Raw genomic sequence first — 22,818 nt, 5'->3', positions numbered from 1 at the left:
CCAGTGCGCGATCAAACCAATTATGCTCACAAGCCTGCGAGCCTTATGGCCCGGGCCTCATTGCAATGCTGGCCCCGTCCGCCTACATAGCGGCGCTTCCCCATGATATATGACGATAAAGCATGACCGATCCGCGGCCAAAACAAGGTAAATCCGTCTTCATCCGCACCTATGGGTGCCAGATGAATGTGTACGATTCCGAGCGTATGGCGGGGCTTTTGAAGCCGCTGGGCTACGGCGTCGCCGATGCGCCGGAAGGCGCGGACCTCGTCATCCTCAACACCTGCCACATTCGCGAGAAGGCCGCCGAGAAAGTCTATTCCGACCTTGGCCGCCTGAAACGCCTGAAAGCGGACAAGGAAAACTCCGGCGGCGAGATGAAGATCGCGGTGGCGGGCTGCGTGGCGCAGGCGGAAGGGCCGGAGATCACGGCGCGCGCGCCGCAGGTCGATCTCGTCGTGGGCCCGCAAGCCTATCACCGCCTGCCCGAGCTTATTGCGCGCGCGGCGCGTGAGCGCGGCGATGTTCTGGATACGGACTTTGCCGTCGAGGAGAAATTCGACCGGCTTGCCGTGCGTGAGGCGGACGGTCCGACGGCGTTCCTCACCGTGCAGGAGGGCTGCGACAAGTTCTGCACCTTCTGCGTCGTCCCCTACACCCGCGGCGCTGAGGTTTCGCGCAATGTGGATGCTATCGTCGCCGAAGCGCGCTCGCTCGCGGCGCAGGGCGTGAAAGAGGTGACGCTCCTTGGTCAGAATGTGAACGCTTGGGCGTCGAACCCGCCGGCGGGCGTCTCAGGCGATCAATGGGGGCTTGGGGACCTGTGCCGCCATCTCGCCAAGATCGACGGGATCGAGCGGATCCGCTTCACCACCTCGCATCCCCGCGACATGGATGACGGCCTCATCGCGGCGCTCGGCGAGGAAGAAAAGCTGATGCCTTACCTGCATCTCCCGGTGCAGGCGGGCTCGGACAAGATTCTCAAAGCCATGAATCGCGGCCATACCGCCGAGCACTATGTGAAATTGATCGCGCGCATTCGCGCCGCACGGCCCGACATCGCCCTTTCCGGCGACTTCATCGTCGGTTTCCCCGGCGAAACGAGTGAGGATTTTGAAGCCACATTGGCCCTCGTCGAAACTGTCGGCTACGCCTCGGCCTATTCCTTCAAATATTCCCGCCGGCCGGGCACGCCCGGCGCCGCCATGGCGAAACAGGTGGCGGAAGACGAGAAAGAGGCCCGTCTGGCGCGCCTCCAGAGCCTTCTGGAAAGCCAGCGCCAGGCCTTCAACCAGCGCCAAATCGGGGCGGAACTCCCTGTTCTCTTTGAAAAAGAGGGCCGCCATGAAGGCCAGCTCATCGGCCGCTCGCCCTATTTGCAAAGCGTTCATGTTGAGGCGCCACAATCGCGTCTTGGAAGTGTTGTTAAGGTGAAGATCAAAGGCGTCACGCCAAACGCCCTTGCCGGGGCGCTGATGGAAAACGAAGAGGCCGCCGCTTGAGCGAACACGACAAGGCTACTGGGCCTTCAGGCGAGATCGAGCATATCGACTTTGACGACAACCGGCTGGTTGCGGCTCTTTCCGGCGAACATGACGCCCATCTCTCCATTCTCGAAGACGCACTGAATGTGCGTATCGATCCGCGCGGCAATCGCTTTGCAGTGTCGGGTCCGGCTGGCGCGCGGGCCCGCGCCATTGCGGCGCTCTCCGCGCTTTATGCGCGCCTTGTTCGCGGCGAAGCCGTGACGGATGGCGATGTGCGCGCCGCGGCGAAGCTTTCCGAAGCGACGCCGGAAGTCCGCTCCATGAGCCCCGGCGTCAAGACGCCCAAGCGGCTGATCTCTGCGCGCACGCCCAATCAGGCGGCGTATCTGCGCGCGCTATCGGAAAACGATCTTACCTTCGGCGTCGGTCCCGCGGGCACCGGCAAGACCTATCTCGCCGTCGCTCATGCTGTGGGGCTTTTGCTATCAGGCCAGGTGGAGCGCATCATTCTTTCCCGGCCTGCTTTGGAGGCCGGCGAACGCATCGGCTTTCTGCCCGGCGAAATGCGCGAAAAGCTCGATCCTTACATGCGTCCGCTATACGACGCGTTGCACGATATGATGCACGCGGATTATGTAGAGCGGCGCATCGCGGCGGGCGACATCGAGATTGCGCCCATCGCCTTCATGCGCGGCCGCACGCTCGCCCGCGCCGCCGTCATTCTTGACGAGGCGCAGAACGCGACCCCGGCGCAGATGAAAATGTTCCTGACGCGCCTCGGCGAGGGCGCGCATATGGCGATCACCGGCGACCCGACTCAGACAGACCTGCCGTCCGGTGACATCTCCGGCCTCGCCGATGCGCTGGGCGTTCTCGCCGGCGTGAAGGGCGTCGCCGAGGTGCGCTTCGAGGCGTCGGACGTCGTGCGCCATCCGCTGGTCGCGCGCATCATCGCCGCCTATGACAAGCGCGGCGCGCGCAAGCCGCAACGATGAATTTCAGCCGATGATTGAGCTCGTAATCGAGGATGACGGCTGGGCCGACGCCCTGTCCGAGGCCGAGGCGCTGGCCGCGTCCTGCGTCGCCAATGCGGCGGCGTTTGAGCCCGCGCTCGCCCGCGAGATCGCCCTGCTTTTATGCGATGACGCGGCGATGACCGCTCTCAACCAACGGTTCCGGGACAAGAACAATCCCACCAATGTCCTTTCCTTCCCTTCCGGCGCGGAGGAGGGGTTTCTCGGCGACATCGCCCTGGCGCGGGAGACCTGCGCGCGCGAGGCCGCGGAAAAAGGGATTTCATTGCACGATCACGCGGCCCATCTCATTATTCATGGCATGCTCCACCTGATAGGCTATGATCACGAAACCGAAGAAGAGGCTGCCGTGATGGAGCGGCGCGAAACCGAGATTTTAGGCGCCATGGGGATTGCCGATCCATATGGTCCTTCTGACGAAAAGTGAGCGAACGAAACCCATGAACGGCGAAGAGAGCGGCGACGAAAACGGCTTTGGCGACAGTATTCTGGGGCGCTTGCGCTCCATGATTGGAAAGCCTGGCCGCGACGAAGATCTTGCCGCAGCCATTGAGAATGGCGACGACACAACAACCCGCGGCTTCAATCAGGCCCGCCGGGAGATGATCGAGCGGGTCGTCGCCTTCGATCAGAAAAAAGTTTTCGACGTCATGGCGCCCCGCGCCGACATCGCGGCTGTCGATATCGACACGCCTTTGCAGGAGCTCATCCGGCTTTTCTCCGACGCCGGTCATTCGCGGATGCCGATCTATCGCGGCGACCTCGACGATCCCGTGGGCATGGTCCACATCAAGGACGTGATCGGCCTTATCGCTGACGACGCCAAACCCTTGCCTTCGAACGGCCCGATCCTCAAAGCCCTGCGCCGGGACGTGCTTTATGTGCCGCCCTCCATGCGGGTGACGGATCTGCTGCTCAGGATGCAGGCGTCGCGCATTCATATGGCGCTTGTCATCGACGAATATGGCGGGACGGACGGGCTCGTCACCATTGAGGATCTGGTTGAGGAAATCGTCGGCGAGATCAATGACGAGCATGACGACGAGGATGAGGTCGTCATCATGGCGCTCCCCTCCGGCGGCTGGGAAGTGGATGCGCGGATGGAGCTCGCCGATTTCGAAGAGGAGACGGGACTTCATCTCGATACGGAGGATGATGAGATCGACACGGTCGGCGGCTACGCCGTCTCGCTGGCCGGCCGTGTGCCCCAGCGCGGCGAGGTGCTGGTCGCGCCCAACGGGTTCGATTTCGAAGTGACCGAAGGCGATGCGCGCAAGGTGAGAAAACTGCGCATCCGTCCCTCCGCCGCGGCCGCGCCGGGCAAGGCGGCGGAGTAGGTTTCTTGCAAAGGGTTCTGTCCCGGCTTTCGGAATGGCTGACCGGCGCCGCCGCGAAACTGCGGGACGCGACCGGCTGGCGGCGCTGGCTCATGGCCTTTGTAGCAGGGCTTGCCTCCGCCGCGGCGCTCGCGCCGGTCTATCTCCTTCCTATGATGGCGGTCGGCATTACGATGCTGGTGCTGCTGGTCGACGGCGCCGCCGCGCGCGAGCGCCCAAGCCGCAGCGCGTTCATCGCCGGATGGTTCTGGGGCTTCGGCTATTTCCTCGCCGGCGTTTACTGGATGGCCCTCTCGTTTTTCGTGCAGGCGGATCAGTTCGCGTGGATGGCGCCGTTTGCGATGATGGGCATGCCGGCCTTTCTGGCGCTTTTCACCGGCGCTGCGGCGGCGGTCTGCGCCGCCTTCCCGAAAACCGGCTGGGCGCGGATCGCGTTTTTCACCGCCGTCTTTGCGCTCATTGAATATGCCCGCGGGCATGTGCTGACGGGGCTGCCGTGGAATCTGACGGGACAGGTTTTCGCGGGCAGTGCAGCGGGCTCGCAGACCGCGGCCTGGTATGGGGCATACGGATTAAGTCTCGTCGCTATCTTTCTGGCCGCTGCGCCAGCGGCGGAACTGTCCAGCGGGAAGGCGAAGCCGCTTTCCGGGCTTTTGGTGATGCTTGGCGGGACGGCTTTGCTGTACGCGGCGGGCGCCGCGCGCCTATCGCTGCCGGAACCGCAAGGCGACGCGCGCGAAATTGTGCGCATCGTCCAGCCCAACATCCCGCAGCGGGAAAAAATCGAATGGAGCTATTGGGCGAAAAATTTCGAGCGCCAATTGGAGCATTCTCGAGGCCCAATCCCGCCTGACGCGAAGCTGTTCATCGTCTGGCCAGAGAACGGCGCGCCGCTGCTCGAAGAGGCGCAATCGGCGCTTGACGTTCTAAGCCGCGACTTGCCGGACAATTCCGTTCTGATTGCGGGGACCGTGCGACGCGAGGGCGTCGAAAGCGCTGAAGAGCGCTGGTACAATTCCATCGCCATTGTCGAGGAAGGCCCAGGCGGGCGCCGCGTTACGGCTCACTATGACAAGCATCATCTGGTGCCCATTGGCGAGTATCTCCCCTTTTACACGTTCTTCAAAAGCATCGGGCTCGCGGCGCTGACGCCCTATCAGGACCGGGGCTTCTATTCGGGCGCTGGGCCAGAGGTCTTAAGCGCGGGCGGATCGTCCTTCTCGCCGATGATTTGTTACGAGGCGATTTTTCCTGGCGCCTCCTATCCCAGGGCTCAGCGCCCCGACTGGCTCGTCGTCGTCACTAACGACGCCTGGTTCGGCGACAGTTCGGGGCCCCGCCAGCATCTCGACATGGCGCGCTTGAGATCGGTCGAGAGCGGCCTTCCCATGGCGCGCTCGGCGAATACGGGCATTTCCGCGCTGATCGACGGCAAGGGCCGCCTTCTCGCACGCATACCGCTCTATAAGGCCGGCAAGATCGAGGCGCCGTTGCCGCCGAAATTGCCGCGAACGTTATATGACCGCATGGGGGACTGGCCGTTCTTCGTCTTGGCCGCCGCGCTTATATTACTGTCTTTTCAGCAAAAACTCGTTGCCCGCGGCAAGCGCTAGGGTGCAACCTTTGCGCGCTGACGGCCGGAGGTTTATAATTCCGGTTGTTAGGGAGAATGGAGCCAGAAGGCTCCTTCAAGCCACGCACGGGGAGAGCTATGGCGAAACCGCAGAAAGCGGGAGGGGCGCCTGAAGACGCGTCCAAACGGGATGGACCGCATCCCATCGATATTTATGTGGGCTCGCGGGTGAAGCTCCGCCGCATGATCCTCGGCATGAGCCAGGAAACGCTCGGCAAGTCGCTCGGCCTCACCTTCCAGCAAATCCAGAAATACGAAAAAGGCGTGAACCGGATCGGCGCGAGCCGCATGTTCGAGCTTTCGGAGTTGCTCGACGTGCCCGTGCAATTCTTTTACGACGGCTTTGCCGGACGCGCCAAAGCGGCTCAAGGCTTTGCGGAAGACCATCCGGGCGAAAGCGTCATGGAATTGGTAAACTCGCCGGAAGGCGTCCAGCTTTGCCGCTATTATTCTGAAATCAAGGATCCTGAAGTGCGAAAGCGCGTGCTCGATCTGGTGAAATCCATCGCCGAAACCGAAGGCGATGGCGCTTCCTAGGCGTTTTTCCGCTATTGCCGCCGATGCTATGGAAAAAGCTTTCGCTTTCGGTTGGACAGACCGTCATGGTTTCGCTATAGCCCCTCATATAAAGTTTTCCTTATATGTGGGGTCCAGCATTCTATGGCTCGTCAGTCCTATCTTTTCACCAGCGAAAGCGTTTCCGAAGGCCACCCGGACAAGGTTTGCGACCGTATTTCCGATGAAATCGTCGATCTGATCTACCGGGAGGCGCAAGCTGGGGAGATGAATCCCTGGGGCGTGCGCGTCGCCTGCGAAACCCTGACCACGACCAACAAGGTCGTCATCGCCGGGGAGGTCCGCGCGCCGGAGGCGCTGATGGACGGCAAGGGCGGGGTGAAGCCGGAAGCGTTCGTGAATGCGGCCCGCGAGGCGATCAAGGCGATCGGCTACGAACAGGACGGCTTCCATTGGAAGACCGCCGATATCGACGTTCTCCTGCATGGCCAGTCCGCCGATATCGCGCAAGGCGTCGACAAGGCGTCGGACGCCAATGCCGAAGGCGCAGGCGATCAGGGCATCATGTTCGGCTATGCCTGCCGCGAGACGCCGACGCTGATGCCGGCGCCGATCTATTACAGCCACAAGATTCTTGAAGACCTCGCCGCTGCGCGTCATGCAGGCGAAGGCGATGCGGGCCGTCTCGGTCCCGACGCCAAGAGCCAGGTGACCGTGCGTTATCGCAATGGCGAAGCGGTGGAAGTGACCTCCATCGTGCTCTCGACGCAGCATCTCGATCCGAGCTGGAATTCAGCGAAGGTTCGCGAAGTCGTCGAGCCTTACATTCGCAACTCAATCGGCGAACTACCGATCGCCGCCGACTGTAAATGGCATGTAAACCCCACCGGCAAATTCGTCATCGGCGGGCCCGACGGCGACGCCGGCCTCACCGGCCGCAAGATCATCGTCGACACCTATGGCGGCGCGGCGCCCCATGGCGGCGGCGCCTTCTCCGGCAAAGACACGACCAAGGTCGACCGGTCAGCCGCCTATGCGGCGCGCTATCTGGCCAAGAACGTGGTGGCGGCCGATCTCGCTGACCGCTGCACCATCCAGCTTTCCTACGCCATCGGCGTCGCCCAGCCCCTGTCGATCTATGTGGATCTGCACGGCACCGGCAAGGTCGACGAGGAAGTGCTGGAGCGCGCCCTTGGCGAGGTCATGGACCTCTCCCCCTCGGGCATTCGACGCTCGCTCGATCTCAACAAGCCGGTTTATGCGCGCACCGCCGCTTACGGCCATTTCGGCCGTGAGCCTGACTCTGAGGGCGGTTTCTCCTGGGAGAAGACCGACCTCGTCGACGCGCTGAAAAAAGCGGTCTAGCGCCGAACGCCGATCAGCGTTCCCTTGGTTCCGGCTTTGTCGAGATGAAAGTCAAAGTCGGGCCAGCGTTTGCGCCAGCGTCGGGCGATGATGCGTTCTCCCGGACGCGCGCCGTCATCCATCAAAATCACGCCGCCTGACGGTATGCGCTCGAAGACGCTGTCGGCGGCGCCGCGTACGAACGGATGAACCGCCCAGGGCGGCCCGTCAACGATCAGCAAATCGATCCGGTCGGGCAGCGAGCCATGAAGATACCAGCGCCCCGGCCAGTCTTTCGATGTGGAGATTAGAGGCGCGTGACGGAGATCGGCTTCTAGCCCATATTCGCCGAGCCAGTCGCGCACCGACGCCACATATTCCTCATGCTGATCGAAACTGATGAGCCGCCCCCCGCCATTCATGGCCAGCGCACGCGCGGCGACCAATGTCGTCGCCCCCATGCCGAACTCCACAACGGTTTCGGGCCTGCGTTCCAGGATTGACGCCGCGATGAGATCCAGGAAGGCCGCGTCCGCTTTCCAGCTGCCCAGATTGGGGAGGGCGTCGTGCGGAAGGCCAAGCTTCTCAAGAATTGCCGCGCGGCGCTCGGCGGAGCCGCCGGAAAGGCTGCGCAAGAGCCAGGGCCAGCCGATCGCGCCAAAGGCCAAGATATGAGCCCAGTCGGAAACGGATTTTCGGCGGATGCGGTGATCGACAGTCTCGCGCAGCGGCAGATAGCTGGTGGCCTCACGACTCGTCAAAGGGGGGAACTCCTCACCGCAGTGTTGAAAATATGGAACAGTGAATGAAAAATTCAATTCGTCTCCGGAATATATTTTTATCCACATGCCGGGATGGACTGATCCGCCGTCAAACGTCGATTGAGGGCCGTCATAGCCGTCTATTACCGCAGCCATTATCGGGAGGGGTTCATGACCCGCACACTATTCACCCTTATCGGAACATTGTCTTGTCTCTTGCAGCCCGCCGCCGCGGCGAGCCCTTCTGCGCTTCTTGCGCAACTTGAAGGCGAGTGGCGGTCGGACGGACCGGCTTTCGGCGGGGCGGCGGAAAGCGCCATGGTCTGGGCGCAGGCGCTAAAGGACAAGTTTTACCGCCTCGATTACAGAGTCGCGGTGACGCGTGAGGACGGCGCGTCTTTCACCTTTGAAGGCGTTGCTCATTACCAGCTTGGCGAGGGCGAGACGCTTTCCGCCTACTGGGCCGACAATTCAGGCGACCTTCATCCCATCCGCGCCGAGCGTGACGGCGATGCGCTGGTCGCCCTTTGGGGCGTAGAAGGCGCCAAACAGGGCCGCACCCGCTATCAGCTTTTGCCGTCCGGTGAAATCGAAGTCACCGACTGGATCAAGACGAAGGACGGCTGGCGTCAGTTCAACCAGAACCGGTTTATGCGCATTGTAGAAAAATCCGATTAAACACCGATTACGACTTGCGCGCGCGGCGCTATAACCCGCCTTTTTGCAAGGCGGTTTCACATGCAATCGACTGTCTGGATTTACGCGGCGCCGGTGATTTTGCTCTCCCTGTCGAATGTCTTCATGACCTTCGCCTGGTATGGGCACCTGAAATTCAAGGCCGCGCCGCTGATCCTCGTCATCGTCGCAAGCTGGGCCATCGCTTTTTTCGAATATTGCCTCGCTGTGCCCGCGAACCGGATCGGCCATAGCGTTTATTCCGCGGCTGAGCTCAAAACCATGCAGGAAGTGATTACGCTTGTCGTGTTTGCAGGCTTTTCCGTGCTTTATCTCAACGAACCCTTGACCCTGCGCCAGCTTGGCGGTTTTGCGCTGATCGCCGCCGGCGCTGCGCTTGTATTTTATAAGGGTTGAGGCCGGCGCGCCGGAGCGCTAATCACGCGCCCGCATGAGCGACGAGAAATACATCCCCCGGCTTTACGGCCGCCAGCAGGACAAGCCCCTAAAGCGGCGCCAGCAGAGGCTCATGGAAACATTGCTGCCCCGGATTTCCGTCCCCATGGAGGGTCCGATCGATCCGGCGGCGCTTTTTCCGCTGGCGGAGGAAATTCATCTCGAGGTCGGTTTCGGGGGTGGCGAGCATCTCGCCTGGCAAGCGGCGCGCCATCCCCAAAACGGCTATATCGGCGCCGAGCCTTTCAACAATGGCGTCGGCAAGCTTTTGGGCCTGGTCGATGAGGCGGAGCTTCAGAATGTGCGCATCCATCACGGCGATGCGCGGCCCTTGCTGGAAGCGCTGCCTGACGCGTCGCTGACGCGCCTTTATGTCTTGCACCCCGATCCCTGGCCCAAGAAACGTCACTTCAAGCGGCGGATGATCTCCCCATGGTTTTTTGCAGAGGCGGCGCGTCTGTTGAAGCCGGGAGGAGAGCTTCGGATCGCCTCGGATATCCGCGATTATATCCGCTGGACGTTGATGCACGCGCAAAACGCGCCGCAATTCGAATGGACGGCGGAGCGCGCCGCGGACTGGAAAAACCGCCCCGATGACTGGCCCCAGACCCGTTATGAGGCGAAGTCTCTGCGCGAAGGGCGCACGCCCGCCTATCTGGTCTTTCGCCGCAAATAAAAACCGTTTTACGGGATTTTGACTTGCCGCGCCCAGCGATGCGACAGCAAATACGAGCCATGATGAAGTCCATGTCTCGTTTGCTGTTTCTGCTCCTTGCGTTGGCGCTGCCAGCCGGCTGCGCGAAAGCGACCCTTGCCTGGGCGGATTTAAATCCTGCCGGACCGGCTGCGTCTCCGGACGTGCTGGAGGAATTTCAGCGCGATCCCCCAGTCAGGTCTGCAGCGGACTGGCGCGAACGCATTCCCTTACTGCAAGAGGCGTTAGAAAAGGAAGTCTACGGAACATTTCCCGACGCTTCGTCGACGCGCCTTATCCGTAAACGCGTGCTGAACGAAAAAGCCTTCAACGGGCTCGGCGTGCTCGAGGAATGGACGTTGTCGGCGACCGCGAAGTTCGGCGATCACGCGGTCGAGACGAAGCCTTTTCCGGGCCAGGACGGTTTTCTCCTAGAGGTCGTTCTGCCCGCTGCCGCCGTCGGGCCGGTCCCCATCATCATCATGGAGACGTTCTGCCCCTCATGGGAGGTTGTTCCCGATCCTGCCGTCTGGCGGCCTGAGGATGCACAGGATATGGGCGGGCCTCTAGGCGGCGTCATGACCTATGTCTTCGGGCGCTATATCTGCACGCCGCCCTTCGAAATGATCCTTGCGCGCGGCTACGGCGTCGTCGTGCTTTATCCGACGTCGGCGCCCGACGAGCGGCGGGAAGGTCTCGCCGAATTGCGCCGTCTTTCACAAGGCTACAGTGATGACGAAACCCGCTGGGGCGCCGTCGCCGCCTGGGGCTGGCTGTTCTCGCGCGCGATCGACGCCCTTGAAAGCGATCCGCGCATAGACCCCAACGGCTTTATAACCTGGGGCCATTCGCGCTACGGCAAGGCGGCGCTGGTCGCCGCCGCCTGGGATGACCGCGTCGCCGCCGTGATCGCGCATCAATCGGGCACGGGCGGCGCTTCGCTTAACCGCGAAAAGAAAGGCGAAAGCGTTCGCGCAATCACCAAGACCTATCCGCACTGGTTTGCGCAAAGCTATGCGCATTATGCCGGACGTGAAGACGAAATGAGCATCGACCAGCACATGCTGCTGGCGCTCATCGCGCCGCGCCCGATCCTCCTCGGCAATGCACGCCGCGACGTGTGGTCCGATCCCAACGGGGCGTTCCGGGCGGCCATGGGCGCCGATCCCGTCTATGAACTCATGGGGTCGGACGGGCTATCGCAAACCCGCCTCGATCAATGGCGTCCCGGCGCCGATCTCGCTTTTTGGCTCCGGCCAGGAACGCATGGGGTCGTCAAGGAAGACTGGCCTGCCTTTCTTGAATTTCTCGACGCGCATATCCGCTCCCCGGCGCCCGATTCCTAAGAAAGTCTTGCCGCGAAAAGTCAAAAATTATTCCGGTGTTGACCCTGTTTTTCACCTTTGAGGTGCAAATTGCTTTCCGCCTCGGGGGAGGCTTTTGAGAGGCGGGGAGAATGTCTGTTGACGACGAAGACAACCGGAAAAGTTTCCGCTTTTCGCTGACGGCTTCGGTTGACGTGATGGATGGCGTTAAGCGCCACGCCTTCGGCACGCTTTTAAACCTTTCGAGAGACGGCGCTGCGATCCGTTGCCTGACGCCGCTCGATATGGGGCGCGCCTACAAACTCCATATTCGCGGAATAGGCTCATGGAAAGGCGTTGTGGTGCGCCGCTTCGACGGCCGCAGCTATGGCGTCAGGTTTGAGAATAGCGACACGGAAAAACGCCAGATCGACAGGATTATCATGGAAATGATCGACGGCAAGATCGATATCTCCTCGATGTCGCCCGCCCGTCCGCGCATCCGCGCTTTTTGATCAAGAAGAGAAGGGCGCCGCTACAGACGCGTCCCCCCGTCACTCGCAACATGACTTAAAATCCGCGGTCTCGCTCCCGCGGCTTTTTTTGCTCGCGGCTTGCGGCGTCCCGACATCCGGAACGGATTTTCCAGAAAAGAAAAATACAGCGAAAAATCTATTTAAATGAGTCTCCGAGCTTACCGCGGAATTTTCTTCTCTCGTCTATAGAATGGCGTATTGTGGAGAGTACGCCATGAATGAAAAACAAGAAACAGGCGCAACGCCAGTCCGTAAAAGCTTTCGCTTCGAATACTCAGCGCCCGTGGACATTGTCCGCGGTTCCGAGCGTTATTCCCATGGGGTGATGATGAACGTCTCGCGGGGTGGCGCTGCGTTCAGGGCCTATGTGCCTCTGGAAATCGGGGCGGCTTATCAATTCCACATTCGCGGCGTCGGCCGCCTGCCGGGCATCGTCGCCCGCCGCTTTAACGGCGTTTGTTATGCGGTAAAGTTCGATGTCGACGAAGGCGTGAAGCGCCGCCTCGATAAAACACTCGCCGAGATTTTCGGATCGCACTCAATTGCGGATCACGCACCCGCGGCCGCCGAAAATCAAGAGGCCGATTTTTCAGCGTGACAAGTCTTGCCGCTTCGTGTTGAAACGCGGGTCCAGAGGGACGCGTTTTTCATGGCCGACGGTCCGGTTTTTGAGGATGAGAAAGACGAAGGCGCGGGCGCGGGAATGCTGCCTGCGGCTTACGCCCATGCGCCGTCTTCGGTCTCGTTCAAGAAGCTCAGAAAGCGCCTGCTACGCCAGACGCAAGAGGCGGTCCGGCGTTACGGCATGGATGGCGCCCGCGCCGATGGAAGCCCGCAGAAATGGCTGATCTGTCTTTCCGGCGGCAAGGACAGCTATACGCTGCTTGCCGCGCTTCTGGATCTCAAATGGCAAGGCGCGTTAAAGGCCGATCTTGTCGCCTGCAATCTCGATCAGGGCCAGCCGGGTTTTCCGAAACACATCCTGCCCGACTATCTGAAAAGCCTCGGCGTCGATTATCGCATCGTCAGTGAAGACACCTATTCCATCGTTACGGAAAAGCTGCCGGAGAATAAAACCTATTGCTCTTTATGCTCGCGGCTCCGGCGCGGCATTCTTTACCGCGTTGCGCGGGAGGAAGGATGCGACGCCATCGTCCTCGGCCATCACCGCGATGACGCGCTTGAGACCTTCATGATGAATCTTTTCCATGGCGGACGCATGGCGGCGATGCCGCCGCGGCTCGTTAACGATGAGGGCGATCTTTACGTTTTGCGTCCGCTGATCCTCTGCGCCGAGGCCGATATCGAAAAATTCGCCGCCGCGATGCAGTTTCCCATCATCCCCTGCAATCTCTGCGGCTCCCAGGAAGGACTTCAGCGCGAGGCGATGAAGGAAATGCTGGACGAGTGGGAGCGCCGCCGCCCTGGCCGGCGCGAGGTGATGTTCCGGGCGCTGCAGAATGTGCGGCTATCCCATCTCGCCGATGAGAAAGTTTGGGATTTCGCCGGGCTTGAAAAAGACGAAGAAACCGCGCGATAGCATGAATATTGCTCCAAAGGCTGCAAAAGTGCGGGACTTTGCGCGCCGCAACGTAACAGGAAGTTTACGATGAATAACGGCATGGAAGCGGATCTGGAGCGCCTTGACGCCTTTGCGGCGGCGAACCGCGAGGCCTATGACGGCGCCGATCCCTTTCCTCATACGAAGATCGACAATTTCGTTCATCGCGAGGTTCTTGAAGGCGTGCTTGCAGAGGTCGAGGCCGCCGACCGTGAAGGCTGGTCCGACATGGACGATCGCTACCAAAAAAAATCCGCCCTCAATTCAACGCGCCAGATGGGACCGAAGACGCGCGCCTTGATCCAGTTTCTGAACGGCCAGGAAGTCATCATGTTCCTGGAGAAACTGACGGGGATCGAAGGGCTCGTCCCCGATCCGTTTCTTGCGGGCGGGGGCCTTCACCAGCTGCGTCAGGGCGGGTTTCTGGGCGTTCACGCCGACTTCAATTTCCAGAAGCATATGCGACTCGACCGGCGCATCAACCTTCTTCTTTATCTCAACAAGGACTGGGAAGAGGAATGGGGCGGCAATATCGAACTCTGGGACACATCCATGAAGCATTGCGTCAAACGCTATGCGCCGCTGTTCAATCGCTGCGTCATCTTCAATACGACAGACAAGAGTTTTCACGGCAACCCTCAGCCGGTGACGGCGCCGGACGGGCGCGTCCGGCGGTCCATCGCCATGTATTACTACACCAATGGCCGGCCCGAAGGCGAAGTCTCGGACGCGCATATGACCCTCTTCCAGTACCGGCCGGGCGAGGCGAGCGCCAAGGACAAGGCGCGGCGCTTTGTGAAACGCCTGACGCCGCCCATCGTCACCGACTGGATCGAGAGCCGCCGAAACTAGGGCGCGTTACGCGTAACGCCGTCCGCCGGTCATGGCGCCGAGCAGTCCGAAGAGGAAGCTTGCGCCGCCCCAGAGCACCGCGAAGCCGCCGCCCGCATAGATGAGGCCGTCAGTGGTCGCTGGGACCGCCGGCTTGAACTGGTCGTAGACGGAAAGCGTGACATCCTCGATTTGGGTCTTGGCGAGGACGAGCGGACGCACAAGATCGCTTGCCGCTTCCAGCTCCGCCATATGCGCGGTCAGAAGTTCGTAGCGCTCAACCGCCGAGACATAGGCCGTACACAGAGCATCGAGCAGGCCTTCGGCGGACTGGCACTCGACGATGGCGCGCTCGCGGTCATATCCATATTGCGCAATATTGGCGTCGAATTCCTCAACGATGGGGCGAAGCTCATCAATGCGCCCCTGCAGGTTCTGCATATATTGCAAGGTAAAGCCCGGTCCCTGGCTGCCGATCAGCGCGCCTGCAATTCCGAACAGCAAAGCAAGAAAACGTCCCACGTCGCATCCCCTCCGACAACGTAACCCCGCGCGATCTTGGCGCATCGGGCTGGGAAAATCCATAGAAAGGGGCGGGGCGCCGAAAGTGCTGGAATTGTGGGGGTTTTCAGGCGCGAGCGCGTTTGCGCACGGCGAAGAGTGCGGCGAAGCCGGTGATGAGCAGCGGAAGCGCCGCCGGAACGGGGGTCACGATGACGGGCGGGACTTCTGGCGTTTCTCCGCCAGGGCCGCCCGGGTCTGGAGGCGTTGGATTATCAGGGCCCGGGCCCGGACCTGGATTTTGCGGCGGCGGCGCGCTTGGGCTGGAGAGAAAGCCAGGGATGATGGCGCCCGGATAGCCCACTGGCCCGTTCGCCGTTCCGCCGAGAAGGCCGGCGGCAAGGTCCGGCGCCATGGCGAGGCTGAAAGGCGCCGGGAGCGGTTCGGCGCCCTCGGGCGCTTCCGTCGGCGACGGCCCGCCGGCGATGGCGCGCATGACCGCGTCGCGCAAGGCTGCGGGTTTCCGGGATGGCGCTCTCGGACCGATGCGCAAGCCGGGCGCGCTGCTGCCAGCGGATCCCGATGCGCCGGCGGCGTTCATTTCCGGCGCCAAGGCGAGCGAGATGGGAGGCCCGGCGTTACCAGCATCTGTCTCATTTTGCGACAGGCTGGCGCCGGCGGCGGCGTTCGGGCGCGCTTTGTCCGCCCCGCGCGCCTTGCCGGCATAGAAGGCGATCGGCGTCGAAACCGCCGTAATCATGAGAAAATAGATAATGAGCGCCAGAACGCCCTGTTTTGACAGCCTGTTGGTCATGACCTGTTCGTCCCCAGTCGGACGAACGGGCATTCAAGAACGGCGCCTTTTGTTTAGGACTTCTTAACCATGCCGGGCGGTGTGAAGTCGGGACCGCTCCAGATGTCGCGGGCGCGGCCTTTTGCGGTTTTCTTCGGGGCTTTGAGCGTCAGGATGCGCGCGTAGTTCACCGCGCGTCCGGCGAGCCAGAAAAGATTGGCGGCGACAAATCCGGCGCGCCCGTAATGATCGATGAAATAACGCGCCCGCGCAGCGTAATAATAGCGCGGCAGGCGCTTGTGTTCAGCGGCGGCGTCCTCGACGCCCGACGACTTCGCTTCGAAATGCCTGACCCGCGCAGCGTCGATGCGTGCCCCGCGCCAGCCCTTATGAGCGGCTTTGAGGCCATAGGCGCTGTCCTCGAAATACATGAAGTAGCCTTCGTCGAGGAGGCCGACCTCCTCGATCACGTCTTTTCGGATCATGACGCAGGCGAAGCTGATCCAGTCGGGCGCATCGGCTTCGTCTTCAAAGATCGGGACCACATGCTCGCGAAACCGGTTGTAGAAGATGTCTAGTCCCGTGGCCTCGACGAATTCGCTGAAGGGCGTGCGTTTTCTGAACCGGCTGACGGCGATGGCGCCCGCTTCGTCAAGGATGAGCGGCCCGGCGAGGCCAAGCTTCGGCCGTTCTTTCATGGCGCCAAGAAGCGCTGCAAGCGCGCCAGGCTCGACAAGCGTGTCGGAATTCAAGAGGAGGTAGAACGCCGCTTCTCCCGCCTTGATCCCGAGGTTGTTGCCGGCGGCGAAGCCGCCATTGACCGGCGAGAGAATGATTTCCAGCGGTGCGCCGGGCTTCGACGCGGCCCAGGCGCTCAGCTTTTCCGCGGAATTGTCCGGCGAGGCGTTGTCGACGAGGATGAGGCGCCCGCCAATCGCTTCTATCTGCGGCTGGACGCTTTCGGCGCTCGCAATGGCGAGGTCGGGCGTGCCGTAATTGAGGATGATGACATTGAGCGGCGAGAGGGCCATATTTACCTTTAGAGCGGCAATCCGCCGTGTTTTCCGCGGTTTATAGAAAACCGCCCTTAACGTAAGCCTTCCTGGGCCTTTCCATGCGAATTTCAGGCCTTCGGGGGCTGACAAAAGCCTTTTCGGGGCCTATATACGCCGTCAAACGCTATCGAGTTTTTGATAAGCGGGCCCCGCGGGGCCCGCTTTTTCGTTCCAAAAGGACGTATATTGCTGCTGGAAGACCGCCTTGTCGCCCTCATTGAACCCGTCGCCAACGCCGCGGGGTTTGAGCTTGTGCGCGTGCGGGTCACGGGCGGCCAGACCAAGACGCTGCAAGTGATGGCCGAGCGTCCGGACCGGACCATGAGCGCGGAGGATTGCGCCAAGCTTTCCCGCGCCCTGTCGCCGGTGCTGGAAGAGGCGGACCCTATTGAGGGGCATTACAATCTCGAAGTTTCCTCGCCCGGCATCGACCGGCCGCTAGTGAAACTGAAAGACTTCGACGACTGGCAGGGCTGGACGGCGAAGCTCGAACTCAACCGCCTTGTCGAAGGCCGCAAGCGCTTCAAGGGCGTTCTCGCGGGCGTCGACGACGGCAAGGTCGCCTTCGATATCGAGGGCGAAGAAGAAACTGCGCTCTTTCCGATGGAATGGATCGGGAGCGCCCAGCTCGTCCTCACAGACGAGCTTATCAAAGAGACCATGAAGGCGGACAAGAAAGCCCGCCAAACCACAGGAGAAGATGAGATGGAGACCTCTCAATGAACGCCGTCAGCGCCAACAAGCTGGAGCTGATCCAGATCGCCGATGCGGTCGCGCGCGAAAAATCCATCGACAAGTCGCTTGTCATCGAGGCTATGGAAGATGCGCTCGCCCGTGCGGCGCGCACCCGTTACGGCCATGAAACGCTGGTGAAAGCCGAGATCAATCCGAAAACCGGCGAGACCAAGCTGTGGCGCCTTCTCGAAGTGGTTGAAGAGGTTGAAAACGACCAGACTCAGACGACGCTTGAAGAAGCTCGGCACCGCAACCCGGAAGCGGAAATAGGCGACTTCATGTCCGAACCGCTGCCGCCCATCGATTTTGGCCGTCAGGCGGCCATGGGCGCCAAGCAAGTCATCACGCAGAAAGTGCGCGAAGCCGAACGCGACCGTCAGTATGAAGACTTCAAGGACCGCCTTGGCGAGATCATCAACGGCATCATCAAGCGCGTGGAATACGGCCATGTGATCGTTGATCTCGGCAAGGCCGAAGCGATTATCCGCCGCGACCAGCAATTGCCGCGTGAGAACTACCGCAATGGCGACCGCGTGCGCGCCTACATCATGGATGTGCGCCGCGAAACGCGCGGCCCGCAGATCTTCCTGTCGCGCTCCCATCCGCAATTCATGGCGAAGCTTTTCGAACAGGAAGTGCCGGAAGTCTATGACGGCGTCATCGAGATCAAAGCGGTCGCCCGCGACCCCGGCAGCCGCGCCAAGATCGGCGTGTTCTCCAACGATCCCGGCATCGATCCGGTCGGCGCCTGCGTCGGCATGAGAGGCTCGCGCGTGCAGGCGGTTGTGAACGAGCTCGGCGGCGAGAAAATCGACATCGTGCCGTGGAACGAGAATGACGCGACCTTCGTGGTCAACGCGCTCGCGCCTGCGGAAGTCACCAAAGTCGTGCTCGACGAAGACCTGCAGCGCATCGAAGTCGTGGTGCCGGACGAGCAATTGTCGCTCGCGATCGGCCGCCGCGGCCAGAATGTGCGCCTCGCCTCGCAGCTCACCGGCTACGAGATCGACATCATGACCGAGGAAGAGGAAAGCGCGAAGCGCCAGGAGGAATTCCGCGTGCGCTCCGAACTCTTCATGACCGGCCTTGATGTCGATGACATGATGGCGGGTCTTCTCGTTTCCGAAGGCTTCTCCAAGATCGAAGAGATCGCCTATGTGGAGGTCGAGGAGCTCATGGATATTGACGGTCTCGACGAGGAGACCGCCGAGGAGCTTCAGGCCCGCGCCAAGGATTTCATCGAGGCGGAAAACAAAAAGCTCGATGAAAAGCGCAAAGAGCTTGGCGTCGCTGACGACCTCCTTGAAATGGACGGTCTCGATCTCAAAATGATTGTCACGCTGGGCGAGAACGACGTGAAATCCGTCGAGGATCTCGCAGGCTGCGCCACTGACGACCTGACCGGCTGGACAGAGCGCGTCGATGGCGAGCGCAAGCATTACGACGGCATGCTTGAGGTCTACAAGATTACGTCCGAAGAGGCGGAAGACCTCATCATGCGCGCGCGGCTGAAAGCCGGCTGGGTGACGCAGGAAGATCTCGACGCCATGAAGGCGGCGGAAGAAGCAGGCGAGGAGGAGACGGCTGACGCCAGCGCTTGAAACAGCGAAGGCCGCTTCTGCGCGGCGCCTTCCCGAGCGGCGGTGCGTGGCGACTGGCGCCGCGCTCACGCCTGAGGAAGGTCTTCGATTCGTCCTGTCGCCCGAGGGCGAACTGGCGCCGGATTTTACGGGCAAACTGCCCGGCCGCGGCGCCTGGCTGACGCCTTCGAGGCCAGCGCTGGAAACGGCGTTAAAAAAAGGCGCCTTCGCGCGGTCGTTCAAGAGCGGCGTCAAGGCGCCCGACGATCTGGCGGCCCGCATTGATGCGGGGCTTGCAAAGCAGGCCTTGTCGGCGCTTGGCCTCGCGCGGCGAACCGGCGACGCGGCTGTCGGGTTTGAAAAAGCCCGCGCCATGCTGGCGGAAGGCGCGGCCGGCGTTCTCGTCAACGCTGCCGATGGCGGCGAGGACGGGCGGCGAAAGCTGAAAGCCCTCGCGGGCGACGTGCCGGTGGTCGAGGCGTTTGCGGAGGCGGAGCTTGCCGCGGCGCTTGGCCGGGACGAGCCGACGGTTCACGCGGCGATCCGCAAAGGACCGGCGGCGCAGCGTTTCCTCAAGGAGGCGCGGCGCCTGATGTTATTTCGTAGCGGCGCATAAAGCCGCGTGAGTGAGGGGTTCGCTGTGGACCCCGGCCCTTCGGGGCTGTATGTCGATGGCGGTTTCCTGCGGGGGCCGCCGCAGAGAAGGCGCTTTGAGTAAAGCGCATTTGGAGATTGGATGAGCGACGACGTCGAAACTGAAACCAGCAAACCGCGCCGGCCGTTGACGCTGCGCCGGACAGAGACGGGCGCCGTGAAGCAAAGCTTCTCCCACGGCCGCTCGAAGACGGTTGTTGTTGAGACGAAAAAGCGCCGTGTTCTCTCGCCGAAAAAAGGCGGCGAGGCGCCGGAGACGTCTGAGGCCAAGGAAGCGCCTGAGAAGAAGTCGGCGAAAAAACCTGCCGACGACAAGGCCGCAGCCGCAAGAGCGGCCGCCGCGGCCAAAGAGGCTGAAGACAGGAAGAAGGGCGCCGTCCTTCGCACGCTTTCCGACGACGAAAAACAGGCGCGGGCCGCGGCGCTTGCGACCGCCCGTAAGGAAAAGGCCGAGCGCGACAAACGCGACGCCGCCGAACGCGCCGAACGCGAAGCGCGCGAAGCCGAAGAACGCGCGCGCCTGGAAGAAGAGCGCCGCCGTCAGGCCATCGAAGAAGAAAAACGCGCCCGTGAGGCCGATGAGCGCCGCAAGGCCGAAGAAGCCGCGCGAGAAGCGCTTGAGGAAGAAGAACGCGAGCGCAAGAAGCGCAACGCCGCGAAAGCCGACGCTCGCGCCAAGGGGCGTGAGGATGTCGAAACGCCGGCGGCGCCGGACGCGGAGCCGGACAATCCGCTCGCCCAGCTGGGCGGACGCCTTAAAACCAAACGCAAGGGCGCTGGCGACGATCGCCGCGAGGCGGGCAAGGCCAAGGAAGCGCCGCGCCGGCGTTCCGGCAAGCTGACGATTGCGAACGCGCTCGACGATGAAGAGCGCCAGCGCTCGCTCGCCTCGGTGAAGCGCGCCCGCGAGCGCGAGAAGCTCGCGCGCCAGCAGCGCGGCGGCGACCGCGTCGTTCGCGACGTCGTCATTCCGGAAACGATTACCGTGCAGGAGCTCGCCGCGCGCATGTCCATGCGCGCCGTCGATCTCGTGAAAGAACTGATGAAGCAGGGACAGATGGTGACGGCCAACGCCGTTCTTGACGCCGACACCGCCCAGCTCGTCGCAGAGGATCTCGGTCACTCCGTGAAACGGGTCGCCGAAGCCGACGTTGAAGAAGGCCTCGGCGGCGCTGCGGACACTGAAGATCAATTGAAGCCGCGTCCGCCGGTCGTGACCATCATGGGGCACGTTGACCACGGCAAGACGTCGCTGCTCGACGCCATGCGCCAGACCGATGTGGTCGCAGGCGAAGCCGGCGGCATCACCCAGCATATCGGCGCTTATCAGGTGGATCTCGGCGACGATCGCAAGATCACCTTCCTCGACACGCCTGGCCACGCGGCCTTTACGCAGATGCGCGCGCGCGGCGCGAAAGTGACCGACATCATTGTGCTTGTCGTTGCGGCGGACGATTCCATCATGCCGCAGACCGAAGAAGCGATCAGTCACGCGAAAGCGGCGGGCGTGCCGATCATCGTCGCCATCAACAAGGTCGACAAGCCGGACGCCAATCCGCAGAAGGTCAGGACCGACCTGCTCCAGCATGAGATACAGGTCGAGAGCATGGGCGGCGAGGTTCAGGACGTTGAAGTCTCGGCGCTGAAGAAAATGAATCTCGACGGCCTTCAGGAAGCGATTCTTCTGCAGGCGGAGCTTCTTGACCTCAAAGCCAATCCGGACCGTCCGGCGGACGGCGCTGTCGTCGAGGCGCGCCTCGACAAGGGCCGCGGCCCTGTCGCGACCTTCCTCGTTGAGCGCGGCTCCTTGAAGCGCGGCGACATCATTGTCGTCGGCGCCGAGTGGGGCAAGGTGCGCGCTATGACCGACGACAAGGGCCAGACCGTCAATGAAGCCGGTCCCGCCTATCCGGTAGAGGTTCTTGGCCTCAACGGCGTGCCGGAGCCGGGCGACACGTTCAACGTCGTTGACTCGGAAGCACGCGCCCGCGAGATCGCCGAATTCCGTCAGCGCCAGCGCCGCGAAAAAGCGGCGGCCAAGTCGTCGGGCACCTCGCTCGAGCAGATGATGGCGCAGCTTCAGGATTCGGAAATCAAGGAGCTTCCCATCGTCATCAAGGGCGATGTCCAGGGCTCCATCGAAGCGATTGTCGGCTCGCTTGAAAAGCTCAACACCGATGAAGTGCGCGTGCGGGTTCTGCATACGGGCGTCGGCGGCATTTCCGAAAGCGATGTTATTCTCGCCGAAGCCTCGAATGCGCCGGTCATTGGCTTCAACGTCCGCGCCAACAAGCAGGCGCGCGACGAGGCCGAGCGTTCGAAAGTCGAGATCCGCTATTATTCGGTGATCTACAATCTCATCGACGATATTAAAGCGACCTTGTCGGGCATGCTCGATCCGGAGCTCAGGGAAACATTTCTTGGCAACGCCGAGATTCTCGAAGTCTTCTCGATTTCCAAGCATGGCAAGGTCGCCGGCTGCCGGGTCACCGAAGGCAAAGTGGCGCGCGGCGCCAAAGTCCGTCTCATACGCGACAACGTCGTCATCCATGAAGGCGAACTCTCGCAGCTCAAACGCTTCAAGGACGATGTCAACGAGGTCCCTGCGGGTCAGGAATGCGGCATGAGCTTCGCCAATTACGAAGACATGCGCCCCGGCGATGTCATCGAATGCTTCTCCGTTGAGAAGGTGACGCGGACGCTCTAACGCTTCGTCTGGGTGCAAAAAAAAATGCTTCGCCCACTCGACCCTGACCGCGACGGCTCGGCGCTGCATGCGATCTTCGGCGACGAAGAGTGCTGCACCTATCTCGCGGGGCCCGCAAATCGCTCCGTTAAAGAGACCGTCAGCATGCTGAGGGAATGGAATGAGGGCGCCGAAGAAACTACTTGGGCTATCGTCGAGGCTGAAGACGGCGAGGCCCTGGGCCGGGCGACGCTGATTCCGCGCGGCCGCGATGTCTGGGAGATCGGCATCATGCTTTGCCCGACCGCGCAGGGGCGCGGCCTTGCGGCGAAGGCGCTGATCGAGGTGATCGAGCTCGGGTTCGGCCGATTGGGCGCCAGACGGATTTTCGCTGACATCGATGATGAGAACGTGGCCTCAATCCGTCTTTTCGAACGGCTGGGCTTCCGGCGCGAAGGTCTTCTGCGCGCCAACTGGAAGACCCATATCGGCGTGCGCGACAGCTTGATTATGGGCCTTGTTGATACGGATATTCGGCCGTGGCAGGACTAAAGTCAGGGTTACCTGAAGCCCTGTTCGCCCCTTATTATAGATTAATAATTTAGCGCTTTGGCTCATATGGCGCGTCCTCTATTCTCAGCGCCT

At 61.8% G+C, this 22,818-nt stretch carries 24 protein-coding genes; 20 read left to right on the top strand and 4 right to left on the bottom strand.

Translation table 11 applies throughout. From position 1 onward, the window contains the following. Positions 1–122 precede the first annotated feature (122 nt). The 7 genes from miaB (at position 123) to metK (ending at position 7,372) form a co-directional block, all read left to right on the top strand. Complete coding sequence (gene miaB, locus ACQY5P_RS12350; RefSeq protein WP_428407171.1) at positions 123–1,502, top strand: tRNA (N6-isopentenyl adenosine(37)-C2)-methylthiotransferase MiaB; 1,380 nt, start codon at positions 123–125, stop codon at positions 1,500–1,502. Then, positions 1,499–2,482, top strand: a complete 984-nt coding sequence (locus ACQY5P_RS12345) for a PhoH family protein (protein ID WP_428407170.1) — start codon at positions 1,499–1,501, stop codon at positions 2,480–2,482. Before miaB ends, ACQY5P_RS12345 begins: the two co-directional genes overlap by 4 nt. Positions 2,483–2,492: 10 nt before the next feature. Beyond that, positions 2,493–2,948: an rRNA maturation RNase YbeY gene (gene ybeY, locus ACQY5P_RS12340; protein ID WP_428407169.1), complete on the top strand. Its 456-nt coding sequence runs from the start codon at positions 2,493–2,495 to the stop codon at positions 2,946–2,948. Between the two features lie 13 nt (positions 2,949–2,961). After that, entirely contained in the window at positions 2,962–3,858 is an 897-nt protein-coding gene (locus tag ACQY5P_RS12335) for a hemolysin family protein (protein WP_428407168.1), read from the top strand. Positions 3,859–3,863: 5 nt separating this feature from the next. Then, positions 3,864–5,471: an apolipoprotein N-acyltransferase gene (gene lnt / locus ACQY5P_RS12330; protein ID WP_428407167.1), complete on the top strand. Its 1,608-nt coding sequence runs from the start codon at positions 3,864–3,866 to the stop codon at positions 5,469–5,471. Positions 5,472–5,569: 98 nt separating this feature from the next. Beyond that, on the top strand, positions 5,570–6,028 hold the full coding sequence (locus tag ACQY5P_RS12325; RefSeq protein ID WP_428407166.1) for a helix-turn-helix domain-containing protein: 459 nt from the start codon (positions 5,570–5,572) through the stop codon (positions 6,026–6,028). A gap of 123 nt (positions 6,029–6,151) precedes the next feature. Next, entirely contained in the window at positions 6,152–7,372 is a 1,221-nt protein-coding gene (metK, locus tag ACQY5P_RS12320) for a methionine adenosyltransferase (RefSeq protein ID WP_428407165.1), read from the top strand. Here metK and ACQY5P_RS12315 read toward each other — a convergent pair. After that, on the bottom strand, positions 7,369–8,112 hold the full coding sequence (locus ACQY5P_RS12315; protein ID WP_428407164.1) for a class I SAM-dependent methyltransferase: 744 nt from the start codon (positions 8,110–8,112) through the stop codon (positions 7,369–7,371). The genes metK and ACQY5P_RS12315 overlap by 4 nt on opposite strands. Positions 8,113–8,283: 171 nt before the next feature. Here ACQY5P_RS12315 and ACQY5P_RS12310 point away from each other — a divergent pair, with 171 nt between their 5' ends. The 8 genes from ACQY5P_RS12310 (at position 8,284) to ACQY5P_RS12275 (ending at position 14,190) form a co-directional block, all read left to right on the top strand. Then, positions 8,284–8,790: a hypothetical protein gene (locus ACQY5P_RS12310; protein ID WP_428407163.1), complete on the top strand. Its 507-nt coding sequence runs from the start codon at positions 8,284–8,286 to the stop codon at positions 8,788–8,790. Between the two features lie 60 nt (positions 8,791–8,850). After that, a complete protein-coding gene (locus ACQY5P_RS12305; protein ID WP_428407162.1) occupies positions 8,851–9,204 on the top strand; it encodes a DMT family protein in 354 nt (117 codons plus the stop codon). Between the two features lie 34 nt (positions 9,205–9,238). Beyond that, positions 9,239–9,919, top strand: a complete 681-nt coding sequence (gene trmB / locus ACQY5P_RS12300) for a tRNA (guanosine(46)-N7)-methyltransferase TrmB (RefSeq protein ID WP_428407161.1) — start codon at positions 9,239–9,241, stop codon at positions 9,917–9,919. A 71-nt stretch (positions 9,920–9,990) separates the two neighbouring features. Further along, complete coding sequence (locus ACQY5P_RS12295) at positions 9,991–11,283, top strand: alpha/beta hydrolase family protein (protein ID WP_428407160.1); 1,293 nt, start codon at positions 9,991–9,993, stop codon at positions 11,281–11,283. Between the two features lie 110 nt (positions 11,284–11,393). Next, on the top strand, positions 11,394–11,756 hold the full coding sequence (locus ACQY5P_RS12290) for a PilZ domain-containing protein (RefSeq protein WP_428407159.1): 363 nt from the start codon (positions 11,394–11,396) through the stop codon (positions 11,754–11,756). A 235-nt stretch (positions 11,757–11,991) separates the two neighbouring features. Then, a complete protein-coding gene (locus ACQY5P_RS12285; protein WP_428407158.1) occupies positions 11,992–12,375 on the top strand; it encodes a PilZ domain-containing protein in 384 nt (127 codons plus the stop codon). Between the two features lie 105 nt (positions 12,376–12,480). Next, complete coding sequence (gene ttcA / locus ACQY5P_RS12280) at positions 12,481–13,317, top strand: tRNA 2-thiocytidine(32) synthetase TtcA (protein WP_428410658.1); 837 nt, start codon at positions 12,481–12,483, stop codon at positions 13,315–13,317. A 69-nt stretch (positions 13,318–13,386) separates the two neighbouring features. After that, positions 13,387–14,190, top strand: a complete 804-nt coding sequence (locus ACQY5P_RS12275; protein ID WP_428407157.1) for a 2OG-Fe(II) oxygenase — start codon at positions 13,387–13,389, stop codon at positions 14,188–14,190. A 6-nt stretch (positions 14,191–14,196) separates the two neighbouring features. On the opposite strand, the gene ACQY5P_RS12270 is transcribed toward ACQY5P_RS12275, so the two are convergent. The 3 genes from ACQY5P_RS12270 to ACQY5P_RS12260 form a co-directional block, all read right to left on the bottom strand. After that, positions 14,197–14,691 (bottom strand): DUF2937 family protein, encoded by a 495-nt coding sequence (locus ACQY5P_RS12270; protein WP_428407156.1) that lies wholly within the window; start codon positions 14,689–14,691, stop codon positions 14,197–14,199. A gap of 106 nt (positions 14,692–14,797) precedes the next feature. Then, positions 14,798–15,517: a hypothetical protein gene (locus tag ACQY5P_RS12265; protein WP_428407155.1), complete on the bottom strand. Its 720-nt coding sequence runs from the start codon at positions 15,515–15,517 to the stop codon at positions 14,798–14,800. 20 nt (positions 15,518–15,537) lie between these two features. After that, a complete protein-coding gene (locus tag ACQY5P_RS12260) occupies positions 15,538–16,494 on the bottom strand; it encodes a glycosyltransferase family 2 protein (protein WP_428407154.1) in 957 nt (318 codons plus the stop codon). A 210-nt stretch (positions 16,495–16,704) separates the two neighbouring features. Between ACQY5P_RS12260 and rimP the strand changes: the two genes are divergently transcribed. The 5 genes from rimP to ACQY5P_RS12235 all read left to right on the top strand — a co-directional run bounded on the left by rimP (position 16,705) and on the right by ACQY5P_RS12235 (position 22,725). Further along, positions 16,705–17,241 (top strand): ribosome maturation factor RimP, encoded by a 537-nt coding sequence (rimP, locus tag ACQY5P_RS12255; protein ID WP_428407153.1) that lies wholly within the window; start codon positions 16,705–16,707, stop codon positions 17,239–17,241. Then, entirely contained in the window at positions 17,238–18,854 is a 1,617-nt protein-coding gene (gene nusA, locus ACQY5P_RS12250; RefSeq protein WP_428407152.1) for a transcription termination factor NusA, read from the top strand. Before rimP ends, nusA begins: the two co-directional genes overlap by 4 nt. Then, positions 18,838–19,449: an RNA-binding protein gene (locus ACQY5P_RS12245; protein ID WP_428410657.1), complete on the top strand. Its 612-nt coding sequence runs from the start codon at positions 18,838–18,840 to the stop codon at positions 19,447–19,449. Before nusA ends, ACQY5P_RS12245 begins: the two co-directional genes overlap by 17 nt. A gap of 120 nt (positions 19,450–19,569) precedes the next feature. Continuing rightward, on the top strand, positions 19,570–22,194 hold the full coding sequence (infB, locus tag ACQY5P_RS12240) for a translation initiation factor IF-2 (RefSeq protein WP_428407151.1): 2,625 nt from the start codon (positions 19,570–19,572) through the stop codon (positions 22,192–22,194). A gap of 24 nt (positions 22,195–22,218) precedes the next feature. Further along, entirely contained in the window at positions 22,219–22,725 is a 507-nt protein-coding gene (locus tag ACQY5P_RS12235; protein ID WP_428407150.1) for a GNAT family N-acetyltransferase, read from the top strand. Positions 22,726–22,818 lie beyond the last annotated feature (93 nt).

Source organism: Hyphococcus sp. (genome assembly GCF_965267305.1).
Classification (GTDB): domain Bacteria; phylum Pseudomonadota; class Alphaproteobacteria; order Caulobacterales; family Parvularculaceae; genus Hyphococcus.
Note: the sequence above shows the minus strand (reverse complement) of the source record. Positions and strands in the feature narration are given on the sequence as shown.

What these genes read in the sequence shown, in the direction of transcription:
- miaB (WP_428407171.1), top strand. Translation starts at nt 123, where the DNA reads ATGACCGATCCGCGGCCAAAACAAGGTAAATCCGTCTTCATCCGCACC.
- ybeY (WP_428407169.1), top strand. Translation starts at nt 2,493, where the DNA reads ATGATTGAGCTCGTAATCGAGGATGACGGCTGGGCCGACGCCCTGTCC.
- ACQY5P_RS12335 (WP_428407168.1), top strand. Translation starts at nt 2,962, where the DNA reads ATGAACGGCGAAGAGAGCGGCGACGAAAACGGCTTTGGCGACAGTATT.
- ACQY5P_RS12325 (WP_428407166.1), top strand. Translation starts at nt 5,570, where the DNA reads ATGGCGAAACCGCAGAAAGCGGGAGGGGCGCCTGAAGACGCGTCCAAA.
- metK (WP_428407165.1), top strand. Translation starts at nt 6,152, where the DNA reads ATGGCTCGTCAGTCCTATCTTTTCACCAGCGAAAGCGTTTCCGAAGGC.
- ACQY5P_RS12310 (WP_428407163.1), top strand. Translation starts at nt 8,284, where the DNA reads ATGACCCGCACACTATTCACCCTTATCGGAACATTGTCTTGTCTCTTG.
- ACQY5P_RS12305 (WP_428407162.1), top strand. Translation starts at nt 8,851, where the DNA reads ATGCAATCGACTGTCTGGATTTACGCGGCGCCGGTGATTTTGCTCTCC.
- trmB (WP_428407161.1), top strand. Translation starts at nt 9,239, where the DNA reads ATGAGCGACGAGAAATACATCCCCCGGCTTTACGGCCGCCAGCAGGAC.
- ACQY5P_RS12295 (WP_428407160.1), top strand. Translation starts at nt 9,991, where the DNA reads ATGTCTCGTTTGCTGTTTCTGCTCCTTGCGTTGGCGCTGCCAGCCGGC.
- ACQY5P_RS12290 (WP_428407159.1), top strand. Translation starts at nt 11,394, where the DNA reads ATGTCTGTTGACGACGAAGACAACCGGAAAAGTTTCCGCTTTTCGCTG.
- ACQY5P_RS12285 (WP_428407158.1), top strand. Translation starts at nt 11,992, where the DNA reads ATGAATGAAAAACAAGAAACAGGCGCAACGCCAGTCCGTAAAAGCTTT.
- ttcA (WP_428410658.1), top strand. Translation starts at nt 12,481, where the DNA reads ATGCTGCCTGCGGCTTACGCCCATGCGCCGTCTTCGGTCTCGTTCAAG.
- ACQY5P_RS12275 (WP_428407157.1), top strand. Translation starts at nt 13,387, where the DNA reads ATGAATAACGGCATGGAAGCGGATCTGGAGCGCCTTGACGCCTTTGCG.
- ACQY5P_RS12265 (WP_428407155.1), bottom strand. Translation starts at nt 15,517, where the DNA reads ATGCCCGTTCGTCCGACTGGGGACGAACAGGTCATGACCAACAGGCTG.
- ACQY5P_RS12260 (WP_428407154.1), bottom strand. Translation starts at nt 16,494, where the DNA reads ATGGCCCTCTCGCCGCTCAATGTCATCATCCTCAATTACGGCACGCCC.
- nusA (WP_428407152.1), top strand. Translation starts at nt 17,238, where the DNA reads ATGAACGCCGTCAGCGCCAACAAGCTGGAGCTGATCCAGATCGCCGAT.
- infB (WP_428407151.1), top strand. Translation starts at nt 19,570, where the DNA reads ATGAGCGACGACGTCGAAACTGAAACCAGCAAACCGCGCCGGCCGTTG.
- ACQY5P_RS12235 (WP_428407150.1), top strand. Translation starts at nt 22,219, where the DNA reads ATGCTTCGCCCACTCGACCCTGACCGCGACGGCTCGGCGCTGCATGCG.